Source organism: Pseudomonas saliphila, assembly GCF_008638345.1.
GTDB lineage: Bacteria > Pseudomonadota > Gammaproteobacteria > Pseudomonadales > Pseudomonadaceae > Halopseudomonas > Halopseudomonas saliphila.
This window is the reverse complement of sequence record NZ_VTVA01000006.1, coordinates 120410-146382: the sequence shown is the minus strand read 5'-3', so window position 1 is coordinate 146382 and position 25973 is coordinate 120410. Positions and strand designations below refer to the sequence as shown.

At 59.2% G+C, this 25973-nt stretch carries 18 protein-coding genes and 1 pseudogene; 6 read left to right on the top strand and 13 right to left on the bottom strand.

The genetic code is table 11. The features are described 5' to 3' along the window. The first annotated feature begins 46 nt into the window (after positions 1 to 46). Positions 47 to 982 (top strand): serine/threonine-protein kinase, encoded by a 936-nt coding sequence (locus tag FHK95_RS08880; RefSeq protein WP_235906750.1) that lies wholly within the window; start codon positions 47 to 49, stop codon positions 980 to 982. Positions 983 to 1018: 36 nt separating this feature from the next. Here FHK95_RS08880 and FHK95_RS08875 read toward each other — a convergent pair. After that, a pseudogene (locus FHK95_RS08875) lies at positions 1019 to 2143 on the bottom strand (alkene reductase). A gap of 137 nt (positions 2144 to 2280) precedes the next feature. Continuing rightward, positions 2281 to 2958 (bottom strand): type 1 glutamine amidotransferase domain-containing protein, encoded by a 678-nt coding sequence (locus FHK95_RS08870; RefSeq protein ID WP_150304250.1) that lies wholly within the window; start codon positions 2956 to 2958, stop codon positions 2281 to 2283. Between the two features lie 200 nt (positions 2959 to 3158). Here FHK95_RS08870 and FHK95_RS08865 point away from each other — a divergent pair, with 200 nt between their 5' ends. Beyond that, complete coding sequence (locus FHK95_RS08865) at positions 3159 to 3743, top strand: TetR/AcrR family transcriptional regulator (RefSeq protein WP_150304249.1); 585 nt, start codon at positions 3159 to 3161, stop codon at positions 3741 to 3743. A gap of 84 nt (positions 3744 to 3827) precedes the next feature. Here the strand turns inward: FHK95_RS08865 and FHK95_RS08860 are convergent, their stop codons facing one another. Further along, complete coding sequence (locus FHK95_RS08860; RefSeq protein WP_150304248.1) at positions 3828 to 4346, bottom strand: DUF2141 domain-containing protein; 519 nt, start codon at positions 4344 to 4346, stop codon at positions 3828 to 3830. Positions 4347 to 4563: 217 nt separating this feature from the next. Here FHK95_RS08860 and FHK95_RS08855 point away from each other — a divergent pair, with 217 nt between their 5' ends. Continuing rightward, the gene (locus tag FHK95_RS08855) at positions 4564 to 6204 is read left to right on the top strand and encodes a VRR-NUC domain-containing protein (protein ID WP_150304247.1); all 1641 of its coding nucleotides are present in this window, start codon (positions 4564 to 4566) and stop codon (positions 6202 to 6204) included. Further along, positions 6201 to 8531, top strand: a complete 2331-nt coding sequence (locus FHK95_RS08850) for an ATP-dependent DNA helicase (protein WP_150304246.1) — start codon at positions 6201 to 6203, stop codon at positions 8529 to 8531. Before FHK95_RS08855 ends, FHK95_RS08850 begins: the two co-directional genes overlap by 4 nt. Positions 8532 to 8537: 6 nt before the next feature. Here the strand turns inward: FHK95_RS08850 and pelG are convergent, their stop codons facing one another. The 7 genes from pelG to FHK95_RS08815 are packed head-to-tail and all read right to left on the bottom strand — an operon-like array spanning position 8538 to position 20640. Beyond that, positions 8538 to 9908, bottom strand: coding sequence for an exopolysaccharide Pel transporter PelG (gene pelG / locus FHK95_RS08845; protein ID WP_150304245.1), 1371 nt, complete (start codon positions 9906 to 9908; stop codon positions 8538 to 8540). Beyond that, complete coding sequence (gene pelF, locus FHK95_RS08840) at positions 9821 to 11437, bottom strand: GT4 family glycosyltransferase PelF (RefSeq protein WP_150304244.1); 1617 nt, start codon at positions 11435 to 11437, stop codon at positions 9821 to 9823. Before pelF ends, pelG begins: the two co-directional genes overlap by 88 nt. Continuing rightward, a complete protein-coding gene (locus FHK95_RS08835; protein WP_408003607.1) occupies positions 11434 to 12423 on the bottom strand; it encodes a HEAT repeat domain-containing protein in 990 nt (329 codons plus the stop codon). The genes pelF and FHK95_RS08835 overlap by 4 nt, the downstream gene beginning before the upstream one ends. Next, complete coding sequence (locus FHK95_RS08830) at positions 12416 to 13780, bottom strand: PelD GGDEF domain-containing protein (RefSeq protein ID WP_150304328.1); 1365 nt, start codon at positions 13778 to 13780, stop codon at positions 12416 to 12418. Before FHK95_RS08830 ends, FHK95_RS08835 begins: the two co-directional genes overlap by 8 nt. Next, positions 13780 to 14298 carry a penicillin-binding protein activator LpoB gene (locus FHK95_RS08825; protein ID WP_150304242.1) on the bottom strand — a complete coding sequence of 173 codons (519 nt, stop codon included), beginning with the start codon at positions 14296 to 14298 and terminating at the stop codon, positions 13780 to 13782. The genes FHK95_RS08830 and FHK95_RS08825 overlap by 1 nt, the downstream gene beginning before the upstream one ends. A 20-nt stretch (positions 14299 to 14318) precedes the next feature. Further along, positions 14319 to 17864: a tetratricopeptide repeat protein gene (locus FHK95_RS08820; RefSeq protein WP_150304241.1), complete on the bottom strand. Its 3546-nt coding sequence runs from the start codon at positions 17862 to 17864 to the stop codon at positions 14319 to 14321. Next, complete coding sequence (locus FHK95_RS08815; RefSeq protein ID WP_150304240.1) at positions 17842 to 20640, bottom strand: bifunctional glycoside hydrolase 114/ polysaccharide deacetylase family protein; 2799 nt, start codon at positions 20638 to 20640, stop codon at positions 17842 to 17844. Before FHK95_RS08815 ends, FHK95_RS08820 begins: the two co-directional genes overlap by 23 nt. A 463-nt stretch (positions 20641 to 21103) precedes the next feature. Here FHK95_RS08815 and dusA point away from each other — a divergent pair, with 463 nt between their 5' ends. Together dusA and tal are read left to right on the top strand one after the other, a co-directional pair. Next, complete coding sequence (dusA, locus tag FHK95_RS08810; RefSeq protein ID WP_150304239.1) at positions 21104 to 22138, top strand: tRNA dihydrouridine(20/20a) synthase DusA; 1035 nt, start codon at positions 21104 to 21106, stop codon at positions 22136 to 22138. Between the two features lie 48 nt (positions 22139 to 22186). Next, entirely contained in the window at positions 22187 to 23125 is a 939-nt protein-coding gene (tal, locus tag FHK95_RS08805; protein ID WP_150304238.1) for a transaldolase, read from the top strand. On the opposite strand, the gene rssC is transcribed toward tal, so the two are convergent. From rssC to FHK95_RS08790, 3 genes are all read right to left on the bottom strand, one after another. Further along, positions 23114 to 23599, bottom strand: coding sequence for an anti-sigma factor antagonist RssC (gene rssC, locus FHK95_RS08800; protein ID WP_150304327.1), 486 nt, complete (start codon positions 23597 to 23599; stop codon positions 23114 to 23116). The two genes, tal and rssC, sit on opposite strands and share 12 nt — an antisense overlap. Continuing rightward, the gene (locus FHK95_RS08795) at positions 23599 to 24789 is read right to left on the bottom strand and encodes a PP2C family protein-serine/threonine phosphatase (protein ID WP_150304237.1); all 1191 of its coding nucleotides are present in this window, start codon (positions 24787 to 24789) and stop codon (positions 23599 to 23601) included. The genes rssC and FHK95_RS08795 overlap by 1 nt, the downstream gene beginning before the upstream one ends. 165 nt (positions 24790 to 24954) lie before the next feature. Continuing rightward, on the bottom strand, positions 24955 to 25683 hold the full coding sequence (locus FHK95_RS08790; RefSeq protein ID WP_150304236.1) for an MlaA family lipoprotein: 729 nt from the start codon (positions 25681 to 25683) through the stop codon (positions 24955 to 24957). Positions 25684 to 25973: the final 290 nt, after the last annotated feature.

The following is a 25973-nucleotide window of genomic DNA, read 5'->3' as shown; positions in this document are numbered from 1 at the left end:
CTGTATGGATACCCCCCTCATGGACGAGGACGCCGATCTGACTCATATGGTCGGCGGTGCCCCCTCTGCACTTTCCGAAAGCGGACCGGCGTCGCCGGTTGCGGCATTACCCGAAGTGCTCTGCAAGCGCTACAAGGTCGAACGGCTGTTGGGCGTTGGCGGAATGGGCGCGGTGTACCGTGCGCGCGATCTGCTGCGTGAGCAATACGGCGATCCAGAGCCCTATGTCGCGCTGAAAGCGCTGAACGAAGAATTCGCCCAGTACCCCGACGCCAGCGCCCTGCTCTATAGTGAATTCGCGCTGACCAGCCGGTTGCGGCATTCAAATGTGATCCGGCTGTACGCCTTTGACATCGATCCGCCGAGCCAACGCGCGTTCATGACCATGGAACTGCTCAAGGGCCCGACGCTGGATCAGCTGTTAACTGAGCGTCCTGACGGCCTCCCCTGGGCCGAATGCCAATCCATTGCCATCCCTCTGCTTGAAGCCCTGAAATGTTCGCACAGCCTGGGCGTGCTGCATGGCGACCTGAAACCCAGCAATGTCATGCTCGCCGCCGATGGCTTACGGCTTTTTGACTATGGCCTTGGCCAGCCCACCAAAGGCCTGCTGACCAGCCTGCCCCGGCTCAGCCGTTCGCGTATCGCCGCCTGGACGCCCCGATATGCCGCTCTGGAACTCCTGAACGGCGAAGCCTTGACGGCCCCGGCAGATATCTACGCGGTGGCCTGTGTGTTGTATGAACTGAGCAGCGGCCTTCACCCTTTCAGCCGCCTGACCGCCAGACAAGCCAAGGCCATGGAGCAGGACAAAAGCCTGCAACGCCCCACTAACCTGCCAGCGCATTGCTGGCCAGCACTGCAACGCGCCCTCGCCTTCGATCCGGAGCAGCGCGATATCGATGCCACCGCGCTGCTGGATGCGTACAAAGGTGAAGAGCCAAGCCTGTTGGGGCGTCTGTTCGGGCGTAAGCGGGGATAAAGATCCGCCCTTCGGCGCCCGATCAGCTTCGCATCGTTATTCGCTGTGCACAGGGTAATCAACATAGCCTTCGGCATTGCCGCCATACATGGTGGCCGGGTTCAACGGATTCAGCGGCCAGTCATGGGCGAAGCGTGCGGGCAGATCAGGGTTAGCGATAAAGGGACGGCCGAATGCCACAAGGTCTGCCAATCCTGAATCGAGCAACTTCGCACCCGATTCTGCGGTGTAGCGGCCTGCATAAATGATCGCGCCGCTGAAGGTGCTACGCACCGCCCGCCGAAAATCTTCCGGCATCATTGGCGCATCGTCCCAGTCGGCTTCGGCGATGGACAGATAAGCGATACCGACATCTTCAAGCACCTTGATGGCTTCGATATAGGTGGCGTGCGGATCTTCCTCAACCATGCCCAGGTAGGTCCGCGCCTCATCAGTGGTGGTGAACAGAGGTGCGAAACGCACACCGACTTTCTCCTTGCCAATGCACTCGGCGACCCCGGCGACTACTTCCCGCAGAAAGCGCAGGCGGTTGTCCAGCGAGCCACCGTACTGATCCTCACGGTGATTGCTGTGGGCAGAAATGAACTGGTTAACCAGATAGCCATTGTCGCAATGCAGTTCGATACCATCGAATCCTGCTTCCATCGCATTACGCGCAGCCTGGATATAGAGTTGTACGAGTTCCTGAACCTCATCAGTGGTCAAGGCTCTGGGGGCCGACGGCTCTACCAGTGCACCGGCACCGGGCGCGGTCTCGATGAACACACTGACCCGGTCGGTGGCAATCGCGGAGGCCGAAACCGGCGCCGCGCCTTGAGGTTGCAGGGCGGTGTGGGAAACACGGCCGACATGCCAGAGCTGGGCAAAGATCACCCCCTCCTTCGCATGGACAGCCTCGGTCACCTTACGTCACCCGGCGATCTGCTCGACGGTATGGATGCCCGGCGTCCAGGCATAACCCTGGCCGCGCGGTTCGATTTGTGTGCCTTCGGTAACAAGCAAACCGGCGCCAGCACGTTGCTGGTAGTACTCAGCCATCAGTTCATTGGCTACGTTGCCCGGCTGGGTGCTGCGCTGACGAGTGAGAGGCGGCAACACAATTCTATTTTTCAGAGTGTGGCGGCCAAGTGTTGCGGGTTCAAAAAAACTGCTGTTGTTCATCGGATCTGCCTTGGTAGGTACATGCAGCCTCTGGACGTATTAGACCAGTCGACTATTTGTTGAGCGAAAAAACAACACCGTGCGACACGCGCACGGTGTTCGGTTGGAGTGTGTAGGACTAATTCAGGAAAATAACGTCAGGCCAGCATCTTCAACAGCTTTTCAGCCGCAGCGGCGGAACTGGCGGGATTCTGACCGGTGACCAGTTGCCCATCAGCCACCACGTGCACCTGCCAATCGTCGGCCTTGGAGTACCGGGCGCCAAGGCGCTGGAACTCGTCTTCAATCAGGAACGGCACCACATCCGTGAGACCCACCGCAGCCTCTTCGCCGTTGGTGAAGCCGGTCACCTCACGATCATGAATCAGCGGTTTGCCGTCTGCCGCCGTCACGTGACGCAGCACGCCCGGCGCGTGGCAGACAAAACCGTGGGGTTTATTGCTGCGCGCAAAGGCTTCAATCAGAGCGATGGAGTCTTTGTCCTCGGCCAGATCCCAGAGCGGACCGTGTCCGCCAGGATAGAACACCGCATCGAAATCATCGGCACTGACATCCGCCAGGCGCCCAGTGTTTGCCAGCGCCTGTTGAGCCTCGGAATCGTTGCGAAACCGTTTGGTCTCAGCGGTCTGTGCATCGGGTTCATCGCTCTTCGGATCGAGCGGCGGCTGGCCGCCGGCCGGCGAGACGAGCGTGATGTCCGCGCCAGCGTCCTTGAAGGCGTAATAGGGAGCGGCAAATTCCTCGAGCCAGAAACCGGTTTTATTGCCAGTGTTGCCAAGTTGATCGTGTGATGTCAGAACCATCAAGATTTTCATAGAGCACCCTGGGTTGGACAGGTGTGATCGAATTCGCGCTTCTTCGTCACCCTGGGAAGGATTAGTGGCGCACAGCATAGGTATGTATTAGACCAGTCGTCTAGTTATTTCTCAGTACTGTGTGTTTAACCGACCACTGTGGCAAACTCCCGTTCCATGAGAAATATACGACTGGTCTATTGTCTGGTAATTTGCAGCCCATGAAACCGACCTACGACGATACACGCCAACACTTGCTCGATACCGGCCACTGCATGATGGCCGAGAAAGGCTTCACCAGTGTTGGCCTGAACGAAATCCTGCAAACCGCAGGTGTGCCCAAGGGCTCGTTTTATCACTACTTCAAATCCAAGGAACTGTATGGCCAGGCCTTGCTTGAGGATTATTTTGTCGGCTACCTCGCCGACATGGAGCGCCTCCTGACGTTACCCGGGCTAACAGCCTACGAACGGCTGATGGACTACTGGCAGGGTTGGCAGGACCGCTGCGTGCAGGGAAACCAGGGAGACGAGTGCCTGGTGGTAAAACTGAGCGCCGAGGTCGCTGACCTGTCGGAGTCGATGCGCCTCACGTTGCGCGATGGCACGGAGCAGGTGGTGTCCCGTCTTACGAGCTGCATCGAGCAGGGACAGGCGGAAAAAAGTCTGCCCGAGACCGACCCCCGCCAACTCGCCGAAACCCTATACCAGCTGTGGTTAGGGGCCAGCTTGCTGAATAAACTGCAACGCACGGGGCAATCCCTGGCCACTTCGATGTCGACGACACAGCGGCTTTTGAGCCTTTAGTCCAGCCTGCCAAGCGCCGCCGTCGCTAGGCGTCGCGGTGATCGTCTGCTCCCCCAGCATGATTGCCGCGCTCAAGACGCCACCTCAGTAATGCAGTCTGATCGCCATATCCAGGTTCTGCCCATCGTACGAGAAGCTCGCGTCCTCGAACGATGGCGCACTCAATGACGCTCTGGCACCGCTTGAAAAACCGTAGCCTTCCCTGGGGATCCCCAGCCAGTTCCTGGCAAGCTCGCCGTCCCGGTTCTCATCATGAATGACGGCCAAGGCGTAGGTACCAGGAAGAATATCCAGAAAGCTGCAGCGCGCCTGCGTATCGCGAATTTCCATCATCGCGATATGCGTTGCGAAGCGCAGAACCTCAGCCGGGAAACCCTCGGCGGATTCGAACAGCGCACAGGCTATCGCCCCGGTGCTGTTTCTGATGTCCAGAATCGTCACGTGAATTCCGGGGCATGCTGGCGGGGCAACTACGACATTGGAAAAACTGGCTAACGCCAGCAACAACCAGCAGGCCGCGCGCCGACGCTCCGGAATGAGCCGCGCCAGCGGTAGCCGGACAGTGAGGTTTAGCGCCGAGCACCCATTGGTTGGCTCTCTCATGATCGCTCCTTATCGCTCCGAGGACGAACGCCTTCAGCAAGTGATACCCAGAACGGCTCAGATCGGACACGCATCAGCTCATGCCGCGTACTGGCTTTCCAGGTGGGAATGTGACGTTCAGTATAGGTTCAAACCACCGGTCCAAAAGCCTTTGCGCGACTTGAACCTCACTCGGTCGGCGGGCAGAATACTGTATATATAACTAGCAAGTAGCCCTATGCAGATTCCCGCCGGCCCCGCGTTTTATTATCTGGCCAATTTCCACATCGCGATTGACTGGCTCTCGTCTCGCTATGACGACGTACTCGATGAGCAGGAACGTCAATTCATCGCGGATTTCCGCGCACTGGCACTGCCGCCCCAGGCGCTGCTGGTGCGTCTGGTCATGCGTAAGGGTCCGCATTTTCGTCGCAGCAAACTGGATTATGCAGAGATCGGTGATATCAGCGCCGCTGCCGAGCCCCTACTTGAACTCGGCTGGGTCAAACAGGACTCCGCGCTGACCATTGAGGAGACACTGGGCTTGCTGCGCCGGGACGAAGCGGTCGACTGTTTTGGAGAGCTTGCTCCATTACGCTCGGCGCCAAAAAGTGCCATGCATCGGCTGCTTGCGGATATCTGCCCTGGCGGTCGTGCATTCGCTGAATGGTGTCCGGCTCTGCCGGATGCGCTGTACACGCTCGTCATCGGCGCGCTCTGTGACCGGCTGCGGCTGATCTTTTTCGGTAACCTGCGCCAATCCTGGTCCGAGTTTGTTCTGGCGGATCTGGGGATCTTTCGCTACGAGCAGGTGCCTATTTCGCAGCATTCGCGGGGGTTCAGTTGTCGGACCGATATCGAGCAATACCTGCATATTCATCGCTGTCGGGAGGACTTTGACGGCGGCGTACCGGTGGCCGAGGTCCTCGAACGCCTCGGCAACCCTGAGTGCGCCAACCCTTACGTTCGCACCCGCTACGCCAAGCTGTTATTTCTGATGGCGCGCCAGCTTGAGCGGACAGATGATTGTGAACTGGCCCTGGAGCTGTATCAGCGCAGTCAATACAGCGGCGCGCGCCAGCGCCGTGTGCGCATTCTGGAGAAACGCGGGGACAACGCAGAAGCCTATGCGTTAGCTCAGCAGGCACTTGCAGCTCCGGAGAGTGATACCGAACAGCAATTGGTTGAGCGCGCCCTAACCAGAATATCCCGCCGACTCGGACGCGCAGCCACGGCGCGATGCCTCCGTCCGGCTGAACGCCGCATCGATCTCAGTCTACCTGGGCCCGCGCCTGTTACGGTCGAGTTGCTGGTACGTGACCACCTCTCCAGCCCCGACGCGCCGGTGCATTACGTGGAGAACGCGCTGATCAGCAGCCTGTTTGGTCTGCTGTGCTGGGAGGCGATTTTTGCGCCGTTGCCGGGGGCGTTCTTTCATCCGTTCCACAATGCGCCGATGGATTTGCACAGCGCGGATTTTCGTCAGCGTCGCGCCGACCTATTCGAGGCTTGTCTGGGGCAACTTGATTCCGATGCCTACCTGCAAACCATATGGCGAACCTGGGAGGTCAAGTACGGCATCCAGTCCCCCTTCGTATTCTGGGGCGCGCTGTCGCCGGACCTGCTTGAACAGGCGCTTGCCTGCTTGCCGCCGACACACCTGCGCATCTGGTTCGAGCGTCTGCTGTGCGATGTGCGCGCCAACCGCGCCGGCATGCCGGACCTTATCCAGTTCTGGCCCGCCGAACACCGCTACCGCATGATCGAGGTCAAGGGACCCGGCGACCGGCTGCAGGATAACCAGCGCCGCTGGCTCGCGCTCTGTGCCCAACACGACATGCCGGTCGACGTCTGTTACGTGCAGTGGGCCGACGCGTGAACTACCGGATTGCCGTGCGCGCATTGTGTGAGTTCACCGCCAAGGAAGGCGACCTGGACCTGCGTTTCACCCCCGCCCCGACCGCACAGGAAGGCATTGCCGGACACAGGACAGTTACCTCCCGGCGTGGCGATCAATACTTGAGCGAAGTCGCCTTGGCGGGCAGCTATTCAGGGTTGCTGGTCACGGGCCGGGCTGATGGTTACGACCCTGATCTGAATCTGCTGGAAGAGATCAAGACCCACCGCGGCGATGTAGCGCGCATTCCACAGAACCACCGCTTGCTGCACTGGGCCCAGGCCAAGGTTTACGGCTGGCTGCTCTGCGAGATGGAGGCGCTGGAGGAAATCGATCTGGCGATCGTGTATTTCAATGTCATCAGCCAGAAAGAAACGGTATTTCGCGAGCGCTTCTGCGCCGACAGTCTGCGTGAGTTTTTTGAGCTGCAGTGCCACCGGTTCCTCGCCTGGGCGGAGCAGGAAGCGGCGCACCGGGTAGCGCGCGATCTGAGCCTGACGACACTGCAATTCCCGCACGCCAGCTTTCGCAAAGGGCAGCGGCAATTGGCCGAATCCGTGTATCGCGCAGCGCGTGACGGCCAGACGCTGATGGCTCAGGCCACCACCGGTATTGGCAAGACAGTGGCCACGCTGTTTCCGCAACTCAAGGCCTTTCCGGATCAGCAACTTGATAGGCTGTTCTTTCTGACCGCAAAAACGCCCGGTCGCAGCCTCGCATTGGATGCGCTGGCGACCCTGCGCGAACATGACCCCGAAATGCCACTGCGGGTGCTGGAACACGTCGCTCGCGACAAGGCTTGCGAATATCCCGACCGGGCCTGCCATGGCGAATCCTGCCCGCTGGCCCAGGGTTTTTATGATCGGCTCCCGGCTGCCCGGTCTGCTGCGCTGGCAAGGCGCGTGTTAACCCAGCAGGTAGTACGTGAGGTCGCGCTGGAGCATCAGGTCTGCCCCTACTACCTCAGCCAGGAGCTGTGCCGCTGGGCCGACGTGGTGGTGTGCGACTACAACTATTACTTCGATATGACCGCCCTGCTCTATGGGCTGACGGTGCTCAATGACTGGCGCGTCACGCTGCTGGTCGACGAAGCGCACAACCTGATTGACCGTGCGCGCGGCATGTATACCGCCGAGCTGAATCAGGCGCGTTTCAATGACCTGCGTAAGCTGGCTCCCGTCGGGGTGAAGGCGGCTCTTGATCGCGTCGGACGACACTGGAATCAGCTGCACCGGGATCAGGAATCTGACTATCAGATCTATCCAGCTATCGCCGATCTGTTCATTGCCGCGCTGCAAAAGGCCGTTAGTGCCATCACCGAGCACCTGACCGACCAACCCACCGGTAACGACGGCACGCTGTTACGCTTTTACCTGGACGCCATGCTGTTCTGCCGTCTGGCTGATGCTTACGGTCCGCATTCGTTGTTCGATATTTCAAGACATCCCGGCAATTACAAACGCACGCTGTCGACGCTCTGCTTGCGCAATATCGTGCCGGCACCCTTTCTGGCGCCGCGCTTTGCCGCAGCCCACAGCGCCACGTTATTCTCGGCCACACTCAGCCCGCAGAGCTACTACAGCGACCTGCTCGGCCTGCCCGAACAGGCGCAGTGGCTGAACGTGGAATCACCCTTTGCAGCAGAACAGCTCGATGTCCGCATCATCGGTAATCTGTCGACCCGCTACCGGGATCGCGAGACGAGTCTTGCGCCCATCGGCAGGCTGATGGCAGATCAGTTTGATGCCCAGCCCGGCAATTATCTGGCCTTCTTCAGCAGTTATGCCTATCTGGAACAGGTGCTGGATCGCTTCCGGCTGGAACACCCGGACATTCCGGTATGGGCGCAATCCCGCAGCATGAATGAAGCGGACCGGCAGACGTTCCTGGAGCGCTTCAGCAGCCACTCGGAAGGCATCGGGTTCGCTGTGTTGGGCGGCGCTTTTGGCGAGGGCATTGACCTGCCGGGCAAACGCCTGATCGGCGCCTTTATCGCCACCCTGGGGCTGCCGCAGATCAATCCAATCAATGAGGAAATCAAGGCGCGGATGCAGCCGATGTTCGGCAATGGCTACGAATATGCCTACCTGTACCCGGGCATCCAGAAAGTGGTTCAGGCGGCGGGCCGGGTGATCCGCTCGACGGATGATCGGGGTGTGGTGTATCTGCTCGATGACCGCTTTGCACAATCGACGATCCGCCATCTGTTACCCGATTGGTGGCGACCGGTACGCCAACTGATTGATATCAGGCCAGCTGCGCCCAGCCACCTTGAATCCGCACCCGCCAGCGACCGACTCTTCCCCTGAGCCCGATCAGCGGTTGAGCATGAAGGTGTCGTACTTGAGATCCTCCAGTGCGCGGTTCAACCGCACCAGCGCGACGAACACACAGCACACCAGCGAGACTGTGAAGCCATAGCCGAAGAAGCTCGGCCCGAGATACTGACTCAGCAGCGTCAACAGTGCATTGAGCACCACAAAGAGTGCGCACAGCTCAAGCACCACCGTACGCTTGTCCAGATAGAAGAAGACGTTCAATAGCGCCATGAACACCACTTGAACGCTGACGCCGACCAGATCGACATAGAACAGCGGCAGGTAATAGCGCGACATGCCGAGCCAATCGAGCAGGTTCGGAGCAAACAGTAGAAGCAACACCACGGTAAGCCCCTGCACCTTGCAAATCTCCTGCAATCCCTGACGGATCGACAAGGTCATCTCGTTTTTCAGGTGGCCGATGTGCTGCAGCGTTTCGCCTTCGCGAATGGCGCGGAACAGCCGCTCATACCACTCGGCAAAATCGGTTTCGATGCGTACCAGAAACACCGCCATACCGGGAATGATCGCCAGATAGGCGAGAAAGATCGGCAGGTCGTAGAGCATCGATGCGCGCAGCGGGCCGACGATCTGGTCCGAGGTCGCCGGGTTGAACCAGAAGATCAGCTTGTCGATCCAGATGCCGAGGTTGTAACAGAGGCCGGTCAGCAGCAGGCTGAGGAAGACCTTGTTGCGGTCGAGAAAATCGAAGGCAATCAATCGGTCCGAATCGAAGTCGCGCGCAATATCAAACAGGAACATGAACAATAGACAGCCGTGGCCGATCAGTAGCGCCAGCAACAAACCGTCTACTCCCCAATGCCGGAGCAGGAAGGCGCTGGCGACCATGATCGAATACCCGCCGGCCATCACCAACAGGATGCGGTTGTAGGCTTTCATGCCTGAGAGAAAGATGATTACCAACCACAGATTGCAGAGCACCACGAAGTTGGCCAGCACCAGCAGGCGGTAAATAAAGGGCTCATCAAACAGGGTGATGAGGACGGCGCAGGCCAACACCCCCGCGCCCAGCGTCACGAGCAGCAGGATACCCAGCAGATTGGGCAGGATGACCTCGGTCCGCTTCTGAAACAGCTGGTCCGAGACGAAACGGGTGAAAAACAGCTGCAGCCCGCCCGTGGCGATCAGCGAGCTGGCCATCAGGTAGGTGACTGTCACCAGAAACTGGCGCACCAGGCTTTGCGAGCCGACCACCCCGACGCTCAGCAAACCAATCAACATCACGCTGATGATCGAGAGCACCCAGGGGCCCGAACTGATCAGTCCCGCATAGACATAGGCTCTAAGCGTTGCAGTGTAGGAGTCTCGGGAGAGGATTTTTCGTAGTTCGAAGCCGATACCAGCCATTCGGTATTCTCCATGGCAGCGTAATAAATTTCGAGATAGCAGGCGAACATCAGTGCTTCACCGTAATACCGTTTCACCCGAGCGAGGCCGCTGGCCTGAGCTGCCTGCCAGCGAATCGGGTCCATTAACAGATCGAGAATTGCGCGTGCGGTCGCCTGCGGATCGGCAATCGCGACCACCTCCCCTGCCGGTCCCAGCGCCTGGTCATCCCGCGTGCCGCCTTCTATCAATTCCCGGCAGGAACCTACGTCTGAACTGACTACTGGCGTGCCGGCGCACCAAGCTTCGAGAATGACCAACGGCTGCGCCTCACTGATCGACGTGAGGACCATGACGCCCAGCTGCGGCAGAATTTCCTGGATATTCTGAAACCCCAGAAAACGCACCTTGTTTTCGAGCCCGAGACTGGCGACCAGGCTGTGGCATTCCGCAGCGTAGGACGGGTCTTCATCCTCTGGACCGACTATCCAGGCCTCGGCTTCGGGCATCGCACTGACCACACCGCGAATCGCACGGATAAAGGTCTTGAGATCCTTGATTGGCACCACGCGCCCGATAAAACCCACCACCGGCGCAATCCCTGCGCCGCGCGTGGCCAGGGCATCACTCCAGCCCTCCAGATCAATGCCATTGGGGATGATGCGCGTGCGTGTCGGGTCGGCGCCGTCCTTGATCTGCCGTTGGCGGTTACCTGCGTAAAGCGAAATGATCGGGCTGGCCGAACGGTAGGTAAGCAGACCGATGCGCTCGAAATAGCGGATCCACAGCGACCGGATGTAGCCGGTCCCCGAATCGATACCACCACTCGCCGCCGTCCTTGCGTCTTCGCCAATCCAGCTGGCCTGGGCCAGATCGATCTTGCGTTCCTTGGTGTAGATACCGTGCTCGCTGAGCACGTACTCGCAGCCCCACAGCCGCTTGAGGATACAACCGAGCAACCCGGCATAGCCGGTTGAGATCGAATGCAGTACTCGCGCTTTCGGGAGCTGGCGGGCCGCCTGAGCAAGCATTACCAGGGGTGCCTGGATGGAGCGCAAGGTCCAGAAGAAATCGATAAATGATGGATCGCTGCAATGGGTGTAATACCCATCGGTGACGATGTCCCAGTTTTCGCGGCTGTGCAGGACGTCATCCAGATCCAGCTTGCCACCCGCCAGGGAGGCGACCAGCGCCTCCCCAGCTGATTCGCCAGGTGCATCCGGATGGTGAAGAAAGCGGTACAGACTCAACAGTTGGTCGCGGGGTGCATTGCGTTTGGGGCGTTTGCTGCTGCGCCCATGGGGCTGCCAGGACTCCTCGATGTAGAGTTCTTCTACATGCACGACGTTAGCGGGAATATCGTAACGTCGGTGCGGGTAGGCTTCGCGCTTGCCGCCAATGAAGACGACGGAGAAGGTCAGCTCCGGCAAACCCAGAATCAACTGATTAACCCAGCTGGATACGCCTCCTCGCACGTAGGGCCAGGTACCCTCGAGCAGCAAACAGATATCAGCCATGGGGGCATCGTTAGTGGCAGTCGGTTGGTTCATAGCCAATACCTCGCCAGGTCGGTGAAAGGTGGACGTCTGAGTACGTCGCTCGGCAAGCTGGCGAGCAGCCCTGGCACCTCGGCGTATTCGGTGGCGAGAAAAGCAGCTTCGGCGCGAAACGGAGTGAGCTTCTCCGCCGCGATGCCACCTTGCTCTGCGCGTCTCAGGAAAAGCCTCGCCTCCTGTGGCAGTCCTTGCTCCAGCGCAATGCGCGCACCCAACAGCTCCAGCTCGGGATTTGATGAGATCTGCAGTGCGCTTTCAACGTGATCACGCGCCTGCATCAGCACATGCTTTAACACGCTGCCCTGAGCCAGTCCCAGATAGGCCAGCTCCCAGTACCAGCGGGCCAGCGCAGCATGCAAGGCGGCCTTCTGCCGCCCCTGCGCAATGGTCAGCCTGGTCAGCAGCGCTTCAATCCGCTCGTTGATCCGCGTTTCCTGTTGATCGAGCATCGAATAGGCCAGCAAGCGCACGTCGTCGACTGGATCCCTCAGCGCCAACTTGAGTATTGGCACCGCGGACTGCCCTGTCATACGCCGGGTGGCCAACAGCGCCGCCAGGCGCTGATCCGGATCGGGGGCAAGTTTGAGTACATCCTGGAGACCACCGTCATTGAATAGCGGTGACCTCTGCTCGGTCATTGGCCGAAACGGCAATTGTGGGGCACTGACTGCCCGCCAGCTTTTGCTCTCACGGCGCCGCTGGAACCACAGGGCAGGCATCAAGGCCAGTAAGATCCCCAGCGCGCCAAGCACTGGAATAAAGAAAGCCAGACTGAACAGCAGCAACGGTGCCCAGGGCCAGGGCTGTTGATAACGCGCCGGTAATAATCGCCACAGCCCCGCCGCCAACAGAGCGCAGGCTAAGGCATGCGACAGCACGAAATACCTGAGCCCATCGGCCAGCGCGGGATGCAACCCGAGATGCGACCAGCCACCCACCTCGATTACCGTGGCGCTGAGGATCAAGGCTGCGCTAGACAGCAATCTGACTTTCATTCAGCTGGCACTCCTTCATCAGGAATTCACGCAGGGCAGTTCGAGACCCGGCGGGCTGCAGCTCGAACTGTCTGACCAGCACGCCGAGCTCCAGCAGCGTATAGCCGGGGCCAAACTGCTTGGCCAGTAACTGTTCCAGGCGCGCGGCAAATCCGCTAACCCCGGTTTGCGGCGTGAGCGGCATGAGAATCAGCAAGCAATCGTTATCCCGGCCATTGCGTACGCGAAGATGCAGGTCCAGGCCGCGTTGACTCTCAATAAACAGTCGCATCAGATCCTCATCGACATCCGGCACCTCCAACAGACACAGGGTGCCAGTCAACCGATGACGCTCCGCATCCATCAGAGAACGATGTAGTTGCTGGGAGAACGACTGCAGATCCGCGCCTGGCAGCTGCAGCGCGCGCGGGTCGCTCTGTAACAGGTCCGCTGCGTGCCCGGCCAGTAACATCAGCAAGCTCAGCGTCTTGTCGTTGAACAAAAAAAACGGCATCTGCCGAACGGCCAGGATAGCCAGCAGATTGCCGTGGGTATCGATCAACGGAATGCATGCCTGCAGCGAAGAGAAGCCCTGTCCTTCGCCGTGCTCAATGGCATCTTCACCGACACTCACCAGATCGCCCCGATCGAGGCACAAGCGAATCAGGCGATCATCGGCGTCCAGCTCGCCCATCTCGCCGACAGTCGCCAGTGGCCAGGGCATTACCTGTCGCTCCTTGTTCAGGGCGTACAAACCCGCCACCCTCAGCGACCCGTATTGCCCGAGCAGGTCAATGATCGGTTCGGCCATCCAGATCAAGGCCTCGTCAGGCGTTTTCAGTTCACGCATACGTTCACGCAACAGCAGCAGGGAGCTGCGCAGGCTTTGACCGCTCCCGGCCACGCGCTGCTCCAGGCGGTCATGGGAAATACGCAGCATCTGATGTGCGCGGGTAAACTCGTCGAGGCGGTACTGTCGATATTCGTTGGCCATCTTCAGCCCTTCAAGACGGCGGCCCCATAAATCCCGAAACTCCCCGACGAGCATGCCGCTGACCAGCACACCGATGATGTAAGGCCCCGGCAGCTCGTCATAGAGCGGTCCGTAAAAACGCAGCAATAACAGTGTGATAACCAGCAGCGAAGCACTGATCAAGGCTTTTACAAAACCGTAACGCACCCCAAGCAACAGGGGCGCAAGCATCGGCCAGGGGAATCCGAAGACCTGCAGCGGATCTTCAGGTGCCAGCCAGAAACCGAGTATCAGCGCCAGCGCGGTGAGCCCAAACGTTTCGCTCCAGGCACTGACATTGCCAGCCTGTGGGGCGAGGCTGTGTTCCCTGTGCGTCAGATCGGTATCCATCATTCAATCCGCAGGTCATCAACCAGTTCGCCCAATACCTTCTGGGCGGTGCCTGCCAGGCTCTCTCGCGACCAGCCAGCACGTGCGGCACTATTGCTCCACAGCACCTTACCGGTGGACGGCTCGAGCACTCGCAGGCTAATGCCCACGGCAGGCTCGCCGTCGAGGCCATTCTTGTATTGCCATTCCTCGACGCTTCCGCTGACCAGATAGTCGAAGTCCTGCTGGCGTGCCCAGGTCATGGCTTCGGCGAAGCGCTCACGATCATCCAGTAGCACTGCATCCTGGTTGCTGGAGTGAGGGTAAACCTGGGGCTGAATGTTCTGCTTGCTCAGGATGCTGATCAGTATCTGTTCGCTGCGCTCCCCCGCTTGGGGGGCCTGGGAATAATTGATAATAGGCATCAGTCCCCAGCGGGCGTCCGCCGGCAACGCAGGGCTTTGCTTGCTGGTAATGCTGGTGCAGCCAACGGCAAGCAGGGTCGCCATTGCCATGGTCAGACAACGTATGGATTGCATGGTATTTCTCCTTGATAGGGTCAGCGTCCGAAACGCCGGCTGTAAGTTAATCCCAACGACCCGCCTGATGATCCGTCACTGCCACGCGGCGTAGACTGATAACCCAGGGTTATCGCCAGTTCGTCATCCCCCACGACTCCCGTTCCCACTCCTGTGGTGATGCCATAGGTCAATTCGCTGTCAGTCCATTCCCAACCAGCCTGAACATCGATCAACCAGGTAAATTGCGGCTCAGTCCGATTCAGCGCGCCCGGCATTCCGCGCCTTAGCGTGCTGCCCAGATACACCCGGCCGTATCGGCTTTGCAGTAGACCCTCGGTCACTGGCTCGTCGAAGGTCAGCGGACTGCCTGCCTCAGCCAGGGACACATCACGCAAGCGATTGGTCTGGTAATCAACGCCGACCCGGGTGGTCCAGGTAGGCCCGCGAAACTGCTGAACCTGATTGAATTCGAGATTCACTGCTTCGCCTTCTCCGAGGTCGTCACCGGAGCGGGTGGAGAAGTCTCGATGGGCAACCCACCAGGACAGTTGGTCGCGGGCAGAAAAACCGTGGCTGCCTGCCAGCCAAAGCGAATCCGTCTGCCCCAGCGCCCGCATCAGCCCGCTATCCTGACTTTCCCGCTGCCAGTCCAGACCGAGTTCTACCTGGTCCCGCGCGCTTAGCTGCCACTGACGTGCTATACCCAGGCCATGACGGTCATGATCCCGGCGTGAGCTGCTGTCCAGCAATATCGAGAAACGCCCGTTATCAAGTGGCCGCTGCAGGGTGGCCAGGGCATTGGTTTCGGTTCCCAGCTGGCTTTCATTCAGACTGACAGCCTGGTAGCGATCGCGGCTGAGCTTGAGGCTGGCATACCAGGTATCGTTCAGGTGACGTGCAATGAGCCACTCTGGACCAGTGAGTTCGAGATCGCCGAAGTCCCGCCGAAACCATCCCAGCCGAATACCCTGGGGCGCTCTTTCGAGCAGGTCGGTGGCCATCAAGCGCAGAGGGCCATTGATGAGCGGTGACGGATTACTGCCGAGCTGGCTCAATGCACTGCCCAGCGCCTGACTATCGCGTCGCAGCAGGGACAGCGCACCGGTTTCCTGCACAGGATCGAGCTCATTGCTGGCTAGCGCGCGTTCGAGCATGTGACGGTTGTACTGGCGTAACCCCTGCTGCAGCTCCTCATAGCGATCAATTTTCAGGCCACGCCCGCGGGCCCATGCCAGCCATTGATCCTTGGCCGCCTCCTGATTCGATTCATCGAGCTGCGCCAGTACCCGATCAAACCAGACTTGTAGCATCAGGGGATCATCACCGCGACTGCCCGCCGCCAGTTGCTGGGCCTGCAGACCCGATCGGGTGCTAGCAACCAGGCGCAACCAGGTCGCGTAACGTTCGGGCGTTTTTTCCACGGTCTCGGTCTCGAACCGGGTGACCAGGGATTTGCGCAACCGCAGTGCCTGATCGAAACGGCCTGCGCCCTCCAGCGCGTCGGCATAGGCAGCCCTGACCAGAAGATCGTCAGGCTGCCCCCGCAGATAGAAGTGATACCAGGCCAGCGCTTGATCGTAATGCCCGAGCATCTGATGACCCGCTGCGAAGGGTAGCCACAGATCACCCGAGCGCAGGGCCGCGATACGCCATTCCTGGAGCAGTTGCGCCAACTCATCGGCGCGCCCGTGGTCAATCAGAAACCATATGAGGCGCTCCCGAAATACCGCCACCGACGGCGAGCGCTTGCTGCCCAATCGATAGATCCGCTCCGCCTCATCGAGACGATTCTCATGCACGGCCAACGAGCCGCGGGCAAGCATCACGGCGGGCAGATTCGCCACCGCCGGATTGCGTTGCGCCTCGGCCAGCAACTCTGCGACCAGCTCGAAATTGCTGTAGGTCTCAGCCAGTTCCAGGGCACCCACCAGTCGTTCTGCCTGCCTATGACTGCGCCAGCCCGCGACCATCAGGTTCAGCGCCTTGCGTGGGGATTCGAGCCGATACAGCTCGATCAGCTCTGATTCTTCGCTGAAAAAAAGCTCAATATCTCTCTGGCGCATGGTTTCGTAGGCATGTTGCAACTGGTCATCACGCTCCAGCTCCCAGGCCAGGCCGGCGCGGGTTCGCCAGTAATCGGGGTCTTTGATTCCATCGGATTCGACATCCAGTACGTCCCAGGCGTGCTCCGGCTGATACAACTTCCAATTGACGCTGGCCCATTCAACGCGCTCGGAAACGCTCAGCTCGAACTGTTCGGCCATGGCCTGCCAGACGTCCGACTCTTGCTCATACTGCAGCGTGTTCTCCAGATTCTGCACCAGCCGGATCCAGCCGAGCCGGTGCTTCGGGTAGGTCTGAAGATAACCGCGTAGCCAGTTTTCAGCCTGACGCGGCGTACCCCGCGACTCATGCGCATAGACCAGCGCATTGAGCTCCTGGTCGGTCAACTGGCGTTCTGCCGTCAGATCGGTAAGCAGCGGCAAGCCCCGTTCGAAATCAAACATCTGGAAGGCCCGGCGCCAGGCGTAATCCTGTATTTCCGGATCGGGACGTAGCCGCAGATAGTCGATCCACAGGGTCAAGCTCTCGGCATTCAGATCATTCCATTCGGCGACTCTGGCCATCTGCCGTTTCAGCTCGACGTCAGCCGGGCGAAGCTGCAACAACCGGCTCCCTGACTCCCAGGCTCCGGGCATATCCCCGGATGCAAGAGCGAAATCGAGTGCGGCCCGCACCGCCTCCGGATCGTTCGGGTGAAGCTGCTGCCAGCGACTGACAATCGGAGCTACAAGATCCAGCCGCGACAATGACATGGCCACGTTCCGCCCCTGCTCCAACCACAGCCGATCGGGCATTGACTCGGTCAATTGTTCGAGTTCGGCCACCAGGACCAGCGTTGCCTCTTCCTCACGCCCCGTCTCCAGCAAGGTCCTGTAGGCCTTGCGCGCGAAGGCCAGACGTTTTTCCGGATAGCGGTTTTCCGCCAGCAGAATCAGATACAGCTCGCTGGCCTTGCGTGGTTGATTGCTGGCCTGGTACCACTGCGCCGCGGCTTCAAGGTACTCGCTCCGGTGTGCCGGCTGCCCCTGCGACAGCTCGCGGTATATATCAGCCGCCAGCCAGGGTTGCTCGAAGCTGAGGGCCAGCTGCGCAAGCGTCGCCAGGCGCGACATGGACAATGGGCTGCGATCGAAGGCGGGCAGCTGATTCTGCACCTGGCTGACCATGTCCGGGTCATCCGCTTGCAGTGCAGTCTGTGCGTCGATTACCAGACGAAAGAAATCCGCTAAGAGCGGCTCGGTTGATTGCCAACCAAGAAGATGGAAACGCGCCCGATCATACTGGCCGAGGTCGATAAGCAACTGCACCAACTCCTGACGCAACTGCGTCGCCTCGGGATTGTGTGCAAGCATCAGCTCGGCGTAACTGGCGGACACCGCATCGGCGCCGCGGCCGTCGGGCAGAAAGGCGTCTTCCTTGGCCAGCACCAGCACCAACACCACCAGTACAGCTACCGCGGCGAGCGCAAGCGTCCGAAATCGCAGCAGCCGAACCGGCTTAGTCGCAGAGGAGTAGCGCATTGCTCACCTCGCTGGCGTCGAATTCGAAGTGCCAGAGGCCGTCTTCAGCGCGGCCCGCATGACCTGCACCGCCTGCATTCACTTCGCAGCGCTGCGCCGAACGGACCGAAAAACGCACGGGGAATTCGCCGGCAAAAGCAAAGCGCACCCGGCCATCGTCCAGGTAGGTCCACTGCTGCAATGGAACATTTGCCTGCTCGAGCGCAGGCGCGGGGTCACGCTCCGGACGCAGTACCAGCTGAGCACGATCGGCGCTAAGGTGAACGTAGCGGCCCTGGGGTAAATCCCGGACACCAGCTATTCCGGAGGATTGTCTTAGATCAGGCCAACCGAGTGCCGGATCCAGCCGCACGGTGCGCAACCCCTGCAGCGCGCGAATCTGCCAGGTGCCATCCGCCGTCAGACCCAGAGAGGCGCTATGAAGCCCAAACACGCGCTGCAGATAATCACTCATCCATAACGATATCGGCTGCTGCTCGAGCATGTACTGGTAGATCTCGTCCATGACCTTTATCGAGGCCTGCTTGGTCCCCGAGTAAAAATGGTAATAGAGGTGCAGGCCACGGAAGCGGCGCGGCGCGTCGGTCAGCTCAAAGGTTTCAATGACACCGCGAAATCCGTAGTAGGGCCCATGCCAGAGATTGGTATACACATTTTCATTGATGATCGGCGCGTATACATGCAGCCCACCGGCGGTGGGCCGTAACAGGGGGTACAGCCCGGTCAGGGACGGTTCGGCGTAGGTCAGCTTGGTCGTGCCGCCGTTGACATTGGTCAGGCCAGCTTCATAGGTGAGGCGCAAGGTCTCGGCATCCGGCATGGCGTCGCCGCTCCAGAACATCATTTTTACCGGCTTGTCAGGCGAGGTGAGCTGGTCGTTGATGTACTGGGTCGAACCGATAATCTCTCGCTTGAAATCGAGCTTCTCATAGCCGGGGATGTCCATATGCAACCCGTACTCCGGATTGAACCCCTCGCGTTTGCTCGCAACCTCCGGCTGCCAGAAAAACGGGTGGCTGAATGAATGCGACGCCGCTTCTACCCGCTCTTCGGCAAAAAGCGCCCTGGCGATAGGTTCAAGCGAGTCCGCCAGGTAAGGGAAGGCGCCAGCAGTACTGATCTCCCCTTCAACGATGGAAACGGAGGTGAGCAACGGATAGGGCTTGATGAACGCATCCAGCACTTTTTGACCGGCGAAGGGCGTCCCAGGGATTTCAGCGCGCGATGGAAAGCCGTCACCATCGATATGCACCGTTGCAATACGTCGCCCGTTTTCGGTGGTGACGTCCGGCGCAAGAATCGGTGGCAAGCGCAAGGTTTGCTGGAGGAATGCGAAGGGATCGAGAATCCAGCGGCGGCTTTCCCCGCCCTCCTCCAACACATAGGGTGCCAGAGCCATGCCGCCCCAATCAGCGACCACCACGGGGGTGTACTGGTTGCCTGAACCATCGCGTACCAGCAGCGCAGCCCTGGCCGCTTCCTCGCGTATGGAAACCGGCAAGAGTCCACGGGTACGGGCTGCCAATGGCGCTTCGAAGTCACCCAGCAACTTGGCATCATGCTCGACAATACTGGCGCCGGTCTGTACCACATCACTGGTCCGACGCAATCCAAGGCGGCGCAAGAGTGCCGCATCCTCTACCGGCAGGCCTGCCATGAACACCAACGGGACCTGTTCGTCCAGCCGCGCCGTGATCCATCGCTGAAAGTTTTCGGTCGCCAGCGGCACGCCGCTGGTCATCCACACCACCACGCCGGCATAGAATCCAGCCCCTCTGTTCATCGGCAGCGTGCCGTCCGCGGGCAGATAGTCCACACGATAACCCAGGTATTCCAGCAACCCGCCGAGCAAATGGTGGCCAGGACTCTGATCCAGCGTGCCCTCGCGCGGGTCGAAGAGCATGGCGATGCGGCGAGGTTGAACCTCTACATTGCTGATGCCCAGATAGTCGAGTTCGGGGGTGGTAACAAAAGGAACATACCCTTCAGCGTGCAGCCGTTTGGCCAGCGTGCGGGCTTCGGCCCGGCGATGCGGGGGCAGATAATCGATCGCAATAATCGGAATGCCACGCGCTCGTAGGGGTGCAAGCTGAGCGAGCAGCCACTCTCGATCCGCTTCGGGCACCTTTCGATAACGTTGTGTTCCAGCATCCCATCCCTGATAAAAGGATTCAGCCGCGACAGCCGCGACGCTGTCACCGACATCGCCGATAACCTCAAAGCCGCGGTTGAAGATGAGTTGGAGTCGCGGAAAGCGCTTTTTCATCTCCAGCAACAGGTCGACCAGCGCGGCTCTCTGGTCCTCGTGCTGGGCGGCAGGGAGCAAGGTGAAACTGTCCAGCGTATCGAGGAACAGGCCGGCGTAACCCTGTGTATTCAGTCGCCTCGCCTCAGCCAGCAGATGGTCACGCCATCCTGCAGTAGTCAGATCCATTACCTGACTGTCCCAGGCATCGTTGCGCGCTGAGGAAGCGAATTCGCGCAGCGATGGATCCTTGCCTGCATCATGCGCATCCAGCTCGCCCACAGATAGGTAGGCAAAGGGTTGCGCTCCCTGGCTGCGAACAAGAGCAACGTCGTCGGCGCTGAGATGTTCCGGCTCGACGACCACCCAGTCGAACTGCACCAGTTCTGACAAGGGCGGTCTATCGCCGTACCAGAAACCAATGCTCGTCGGGGCGAGCGTTTCAGCTCGTGTCGATAATGAAACTAAACACAGAACGAACAGCGTTCCGACCAACAAGCCGGATCGTCCTTGGCGCAATCGCCTTTCCATTGCTGTGCCTTACTGTTGATATATGACTGACCTGGAACCCATTCCCATTACTCCCAGGAAGGGAATGGACGTCAATAAACTCTCTATTTCTCAAGTGCTCAAGCACAGATGTCAAAATACTAGCAGCAGTTCAAATATGCGCTCGAAACAAGTCAGGAAACTCTGAACCGGAGGCACCTAAGCAACGCTCATTGAAATGCTGGCAACACATCCGCTCCGCTGCGCCTGACCAAAATTGAAAGCATTTCAACATCACAATGCCATCGACAAGGATTGACCCTATTCGAAGAGATCAGTTCACAACAGGACAGAAAAACCACCTGCAGGGGTGCGGGAAAAGGTGGGCACATTGCTGATACACTAGCGACCCTTGCGCTGGATCAGCGCGGCACCATAATCGAACCAATTCACTGGACCCTGTCACGTGAACCACGTCGGACACCTCCTTAGCAGGCTTCACGAAATGCCCCTGGAAACGCCAACCCAGCCAGTTAACCCTCGCCCTGCACCGTCGCGCCGATTCTGCGTTGCGCCGATGATGGATTGGTCGGATCGTCATTATCGCTACTTCGCGCGGCTGATCAGCCGGCACGCGTTGCTCTATACCGAGATGGTGACCACCGGTGCGGTGATTCATGGCGATCGCGAACGCTTTCTCGGCTACAACCCGGAAGAACAACCGCTGGCGCTGCAACTGGGCGGTAGCAACGCACAGGAGTTGGCGACCTGCGCCGCTCTGGCGCAGGAGGCTGGCTTTGCCGAGGTGAACCTCAACGTCGGCTGTCCGAGCGACCGCGTACAGAACAACCTGATCGGCGCCTGCCTGATGGCGCGCCCTGATCTGGTAGCAGAAGGCGTCAGGGCAATGAAAGCTGCCTGTGATCTGCCGATCACCGTAAAACACCGCATCGGCATCAACGGGCGGGATAGCTACGAGGAGCTGTGTGATTTTGTCGGCCAGGTGCACGCCGCCGGCTGCGAAACCTTCATCGTGCATGCACGCATCGCCATTCTTGAAGGCCTTTCGCCCAAGGAAAACCGCGATATCCCACCGCTGCGCTATGAGGTTGTACACCAGCTGAAAAGGGACTTCCCTGGTCTTGAAATCATCATCAACGGTGGCCTGAGTCAGCTCGACACCATGACCGAGCAACTGCAGTACGTGGATGGGGTAATGGTTGGGCGCGAGGCCTATCACAACCCTTATCTCATGGCCGAGGTGGACCGCCTTTTCTATGATGACCAGCGCCCTGCCCTCGGCCGAATCGACGTGTTGAATGCGATGCGTCCCTACATCGTGCGTCACCTCGAGCAAGGCGGCATGATGCATCACATCACCCGGCATATGCTGGGACTGTTTCAGGGGCTGCCCGGGGCCCGGCATTTTCGCCGCGAATTGAGCAGCTCTCTGCACCGTACTGACCAGCCCCTGGCGCTCTACGATCAACTTACCGACGATATGTCACGGCGCCTGGCGCCGCGGGATTGCTCCGCGTAATCGCCATGGGGTAAGGTCAAGACATATTCGTCTTTCGCGGAAATGTTCATGACCAGCAAACTAGACAGCCTCAAGAAGCTCACACAGATCGTCGCCGACACCGGCGACATCAATGCGATCCGGACCCTGCAACCCGTCGACGCGACCACCAACCCGTCGCTGATGCTCAAGGCTGCTAGCCAGGCCGAGTATGAGCAAATGCTCGAGCAGGCCGTGCAGCAGTCCGCCGACAGCTTCGATCAGGCCAGCGATGCCTGCGATCATTTCGCCGTCGCGCTTGGTTGCGAGATCCTGAAAATCATTCCCGGCAGAGTGTCTACCGAAGTCGATGCGCGCCTCTCCTTTGATCGCAAAGCGACACTCGCCAAGGCGCGGCGCATCATTCAGCGCTACGAAGAGGCCGGCGTCACGCGCGACCGCGTCCTGATCAAGATCGCCTCCACCTGGGAGGGCATCCAGGCCGCTGCCGAACTGGAAAAAGAAGGCATTCAGTGCAACCTGACCCTGCTGTTTTCCTTCGCCCAGGCTCAGGCGTGTGCGGACGCCGGCGTCTACCTGATTTCTCCGTTCGTGGGGCGTATCTATGACTGGTACAAGCAGCACGAGCAGCGAGACTATGTCGGCCAGGAAGACCCAGGGGTGCAATCGGTGGCGCGCATCTACCGCTACTTCAAGCAGCACATGTACGAAACTGTGGTGATGGGCGCCAGCTTCCGCAATGTTGGCCAGATCGAGGCATTGGCCGGTTGTGACCGCCTGACCATCAGCCCTGCCCTGCTGCAGCAGCTATCCGAGGAAGAAGGTGAGCTTGCCCGTTCCAGCCTCCTCGAACCTGGCGCGGGCGAACCACGGGTGGTGCTCGGCGAGGCCGACTTCCGCTGGTCGCACAATGAAGATGCCATGGCCACCGAGAAGCTGGCCGAAGGGATTCGCGCCTTTGCAGCGGATCAGATCAAGCTGGAGCGATTGCTAGGATCACTTACCTGATTCAAGCGTGCTGACGAGGTCACGGAAGGCCTCGCGGTTATGATCGTTGAGGTTCATCAAAATACGATGCGCCTCGAGGACCTTATCCTTTACCACCTCTTCGGATAACACCTGGCCGGGCAAATCTTCCAGCTCCACGCTGGTCGGTGTGCCTTCTGACAGGATGTTGAATACCTGATCGAAACCCATGCTCTGCAACAGCCGATTCATGTCCTCGTGATTGGACACCAGCGTCGGCAGCAAACCGACCTTCTGCCGAGACAGATTCGAGAGTTTAGCCAGCAGCCCAAGAGAGGTGCTGTCGATATTTTCCGTTTCGGTCAGATCGATGATGATCGAATCGAAACTCAGGGCGCTGAAGATTTTCTCGATATAGGCGTCGAGCGCCGCACACAAGGTCAGGCGTACGTCACCAATGAACTTCAGAACAAAGGTGCCCTCCGACTCCGCGAACTGGATCTTGCCAGTAGTCATCATCTCGGGTTCCTGCTTAGCACCAGTAGTGAAATATCGTCCGGCATCGCTTGACCCGGCTCCAGGCCAAGTTCGGCCAGAATTCTTGAGAAATCACCTTCAGCCTGCTCGACAAGACTGGGCAAGCGAGCCTCCTTTTCCCTAAGCGTAGTTCCTTCGAGGCAATCGAGCACCCCGTCCGAACACAGGGTAAGACTGAAGTGCTCAGGCAAGCTGATTTGATGATTTTCGTAAACGGCGTCTTCGAACAGGCCGACGGGACGCCCCTTTCCCAATAAATACTCGGCCTTGCCGTCGACGTAAAGCACCGGCAGCGGAAGATGCCCGCCGATGCTATACGTCAGCGTATGGTTGGTCTCGTCGATGACGCCGCCAAGCATGGTGACATGCTTGCCAAGCTTGCAGCTGATCAGGCTACGATTGATATGCTCCAGCACATCCGAGGGCTGGAACGCGATCGGGCCAACCGTGTCTTGCCGACGTTGCTCGTACAGCAAACGGGTCGTCATGAACTTGAGCAGGACAGTGACAAAGGCTGACGAAGCGCCATGCCCCGACACATCCGCCAGGTAGAACGCCAGCTGGGTGTCGGATACGCGGAAATAGTCAACGAAGTCACCGGAAAGATACAGGGACGGAATGATGCGATGCTCGAGCCGATACTGTCCGCTCTGCCAGGGGCTTGCCGGCAACATGTTCAGTTGCACCTGGCGTCCGGCTGCCTGGTCGTCCTTGAGCTCCTGCAGGTGGTTCTCGAGCTCACGGTTGGCCCGTTCAAGGCGCTCGCGGATCCGCTGATTCTCGACGCGCAGATGCGCACGATCCAGCGAACGTCGAACCGCATGCTCCAGCACAGCCAGATCGGAAAATGGCTTGATCAGGTAATCGCTGGCGCCGACGCGCAAGGCTTTCACGACGTCATCCATGCTGCCCGCAGCAGACATCACGATTACCGGGGTATCCGGCGAATCATCAATGATCTGACGGATCAGCTCGAAGCCACACATGTCTTCGATGTGCAAACCGCATAGGACAAGCTCCGGCCTATGCTTTGCGAACAGTTGGAGGCCCTGCTCCGCGCGGCTCGCCTGCAGTACATCGAAGCCACTATTCTCAAGGTAACCAGTAACATGCTGACGTACTGCATCGTCGTCATCTATTACCAGTAAAGTCATGCCAGGAAGCTGCATAGAGTCCCTACGTCAATGCTATGGTACAAGGCGAGTGCCACAGCCACAGGGTGTGTGCCGTGTCAGGGATGACCTGACGCTTTGAAGGGGCAAACAGTACTCCCATCCAATGCGCCAGGCAACCGCTGCCAGGTCCCGAAATTCGAGGCGCCGAAAGCCCGCGACTCAGAACTCGTCAACCACCTCTCCGTCGCGCACGCGGTACTCACGGTTTTGCAAATAGGCATTACGAACAAAGGCGTAACGATCACCACGAATCAGCCGCTCCCGACTCAACAATGCCGCCCGGGTATCGAGTATGTCGGTACCAAACGCAGTATTGCGCGTTGGGACGTGATCGACCTGCCCCGTATAGGTGTATCCGATGAAACTCTCGGGCACACGCGAACCAGCGTCACGTACGGTCGAAGGCCCCAGCAACGGCAACACGGCATAGGGCCCGCTTGGCGCGCCCCAGCTACCAATGGTCTGACCCAGGTCTTCATCGTTGCGTTGCAAACCCATACGGGTGGCGACGTCAAAAATCCCGACCACGCCCAGGGTCGTATTCAGCAGAAACCGGGAAAGGTCCACGCTTGCATCGTGAAATTTGCCCTGCAGGGTATTGTTGACCAGGTTTCTTGGCTCACCCAGGTTACCGAAAACGTTGGTAACGCCGTCATTGAGAAATTCGGGCATAACCGCGTTATAACCCTTGGCCAATGGTTTGAGGGTGTAGGTATCTACCGTGTCGTTAAAGCGAAAAACCGCCCGATTGAAGGGCTCCCAAGGATCCGGGTTGGTAGATTGCTCAGCGTAATCGTCATAGGCTTCCTGCGCGGAAGCCGGCGTACTACACACAAGCGAGGCTGCGCAAGCCAACGCCAGAGGGGTAGCGAACTTCAAATGATTCATTCAGCATCTCCAGTTGCGGCGATCAACCTGGCCAGCCTGTTGTGTTCCGCGGTCCGCAAATTGTAATCGAAATAACCAGACCAGAAGTGAATTCTGTCATGAGTGAAGATCAAAGAGCGCTTCTCCACGAAGCAGAGATTACCGGGCGTAGGGGCGATATGCCTATCAACCAGCACCTCAGCAGATCCAGTAACCACAGGATATTAACAATATCTCGACGAAGCGAGAATCGAGTGGCTTGACGGCCAATGTTCGGGCAGCCATGGGGCCGCCCGCCTACAGCGACCAAC

Coding starts and splice junctions, on each gene's coding strand:
- FHK95_RS08880 (WP_235906750.1), top strand. CDS start 47: ATGGTCGGCGGTGCCCCCTCTGCACTTTCCGAAAGCGGACCGGCGTCG.
- FHK95_RS08830 (WP_150304328.1), bottom strand. CDS start 13,780: ATGGATACCGATCTGACGCACAGGGAACACAGCCTCGCCCCACAGGCT.
- tal (WP_150304238.1), top strand. CDS start 22,187: ATGACCAGCAAACTAGACAGCCTCAAGAAGCTCACACAGATCGTCGCC.
- pelF (WP_150304244.1), bottom strand. CDS start 11,437: ATGAACCAACCGACTGCCACTAACGATGCCCCCATGGCTGATATCTGT.
- pelG (WP_150304245.1), bottom strand. CDS start 9,908: ATGGCTGGTATCGGCTTCGAACTACGAAAAATCCTCTCCCGAGACTCC.
- FHK95_RS08790 (WP_150304236.1), bottom strand. CDS start 25,683: ATGAATCATTTGAAGTTCGCTACCCCTCTGGCGTTGGCTTGCGCAGCC.
- FHK95_RS08825 (WP_150304242.1), bottom strand. CDS start 14,298: ATGCAATCCATACGTTGTCTGACCATGGCAATGGCGACCCTGCTTGCC.
- dusA (WP_150304239.1), top strand. CDS start 21,104: ATGCCCCTGGAAACGCCAACCCAGCCAGTTAACCCTCGCCCTGCACCG.
- FHK95_RS08815 (WP_150304240.1), bottom strand. CDS start 20,640: ATGGAAAGGCGATTGCGCCAAGGACGATCCGGCTTGTTGGTCGGAACG.
- FHK95_RS08820 (WP_150304241.1), bottom strand. CDS start 17,864: ATGCGCTACTCCTCTGCGACTAAGCCGGTTCGGCTGCTGCGATTTCGG.
- rssC (WP_150304327.1), bottom strand. CDS start 23,599: ATGACTACTGGCAAGATCCAGTTCGCGGAGTCGGAGGGCACCTTTGTT.
- FHK95_RS08795 (WP_150304237.1), bottom strand. CDS start 24,789: ATGCAGCTTCCTGGCATGACTTTACTGGTAATAGATGACGACGATGCA.
- FHK95_RS08865 (WP_150304249.1), top strand. CDS start 3,159: ATGAAACCGACCTACGACGATACACGCCAACACTTGCTCGATACCGGC.
- FHK95_RS08860 (WP_150304248.1), bottom strand. CDS start 4,346: ATGAGAGAGCCAACCAATGGGTGCTCGGCGCTAAACCTCACTGTCCGG.
- FHK95_RS08870 (WP_150304250.1), bottom strand. CDS start 2,958: ATGAAAATCTTGATGGTTCTGACATCACACGATCAACTTGGCAACACT.
- FHK95_RS08855 (WP_150304247.1), top strand. CDS start 4,564: ATGCAGATTCCCGCCGGCCCCGCGTTTTATTATCTGGCCAATTTCCAC.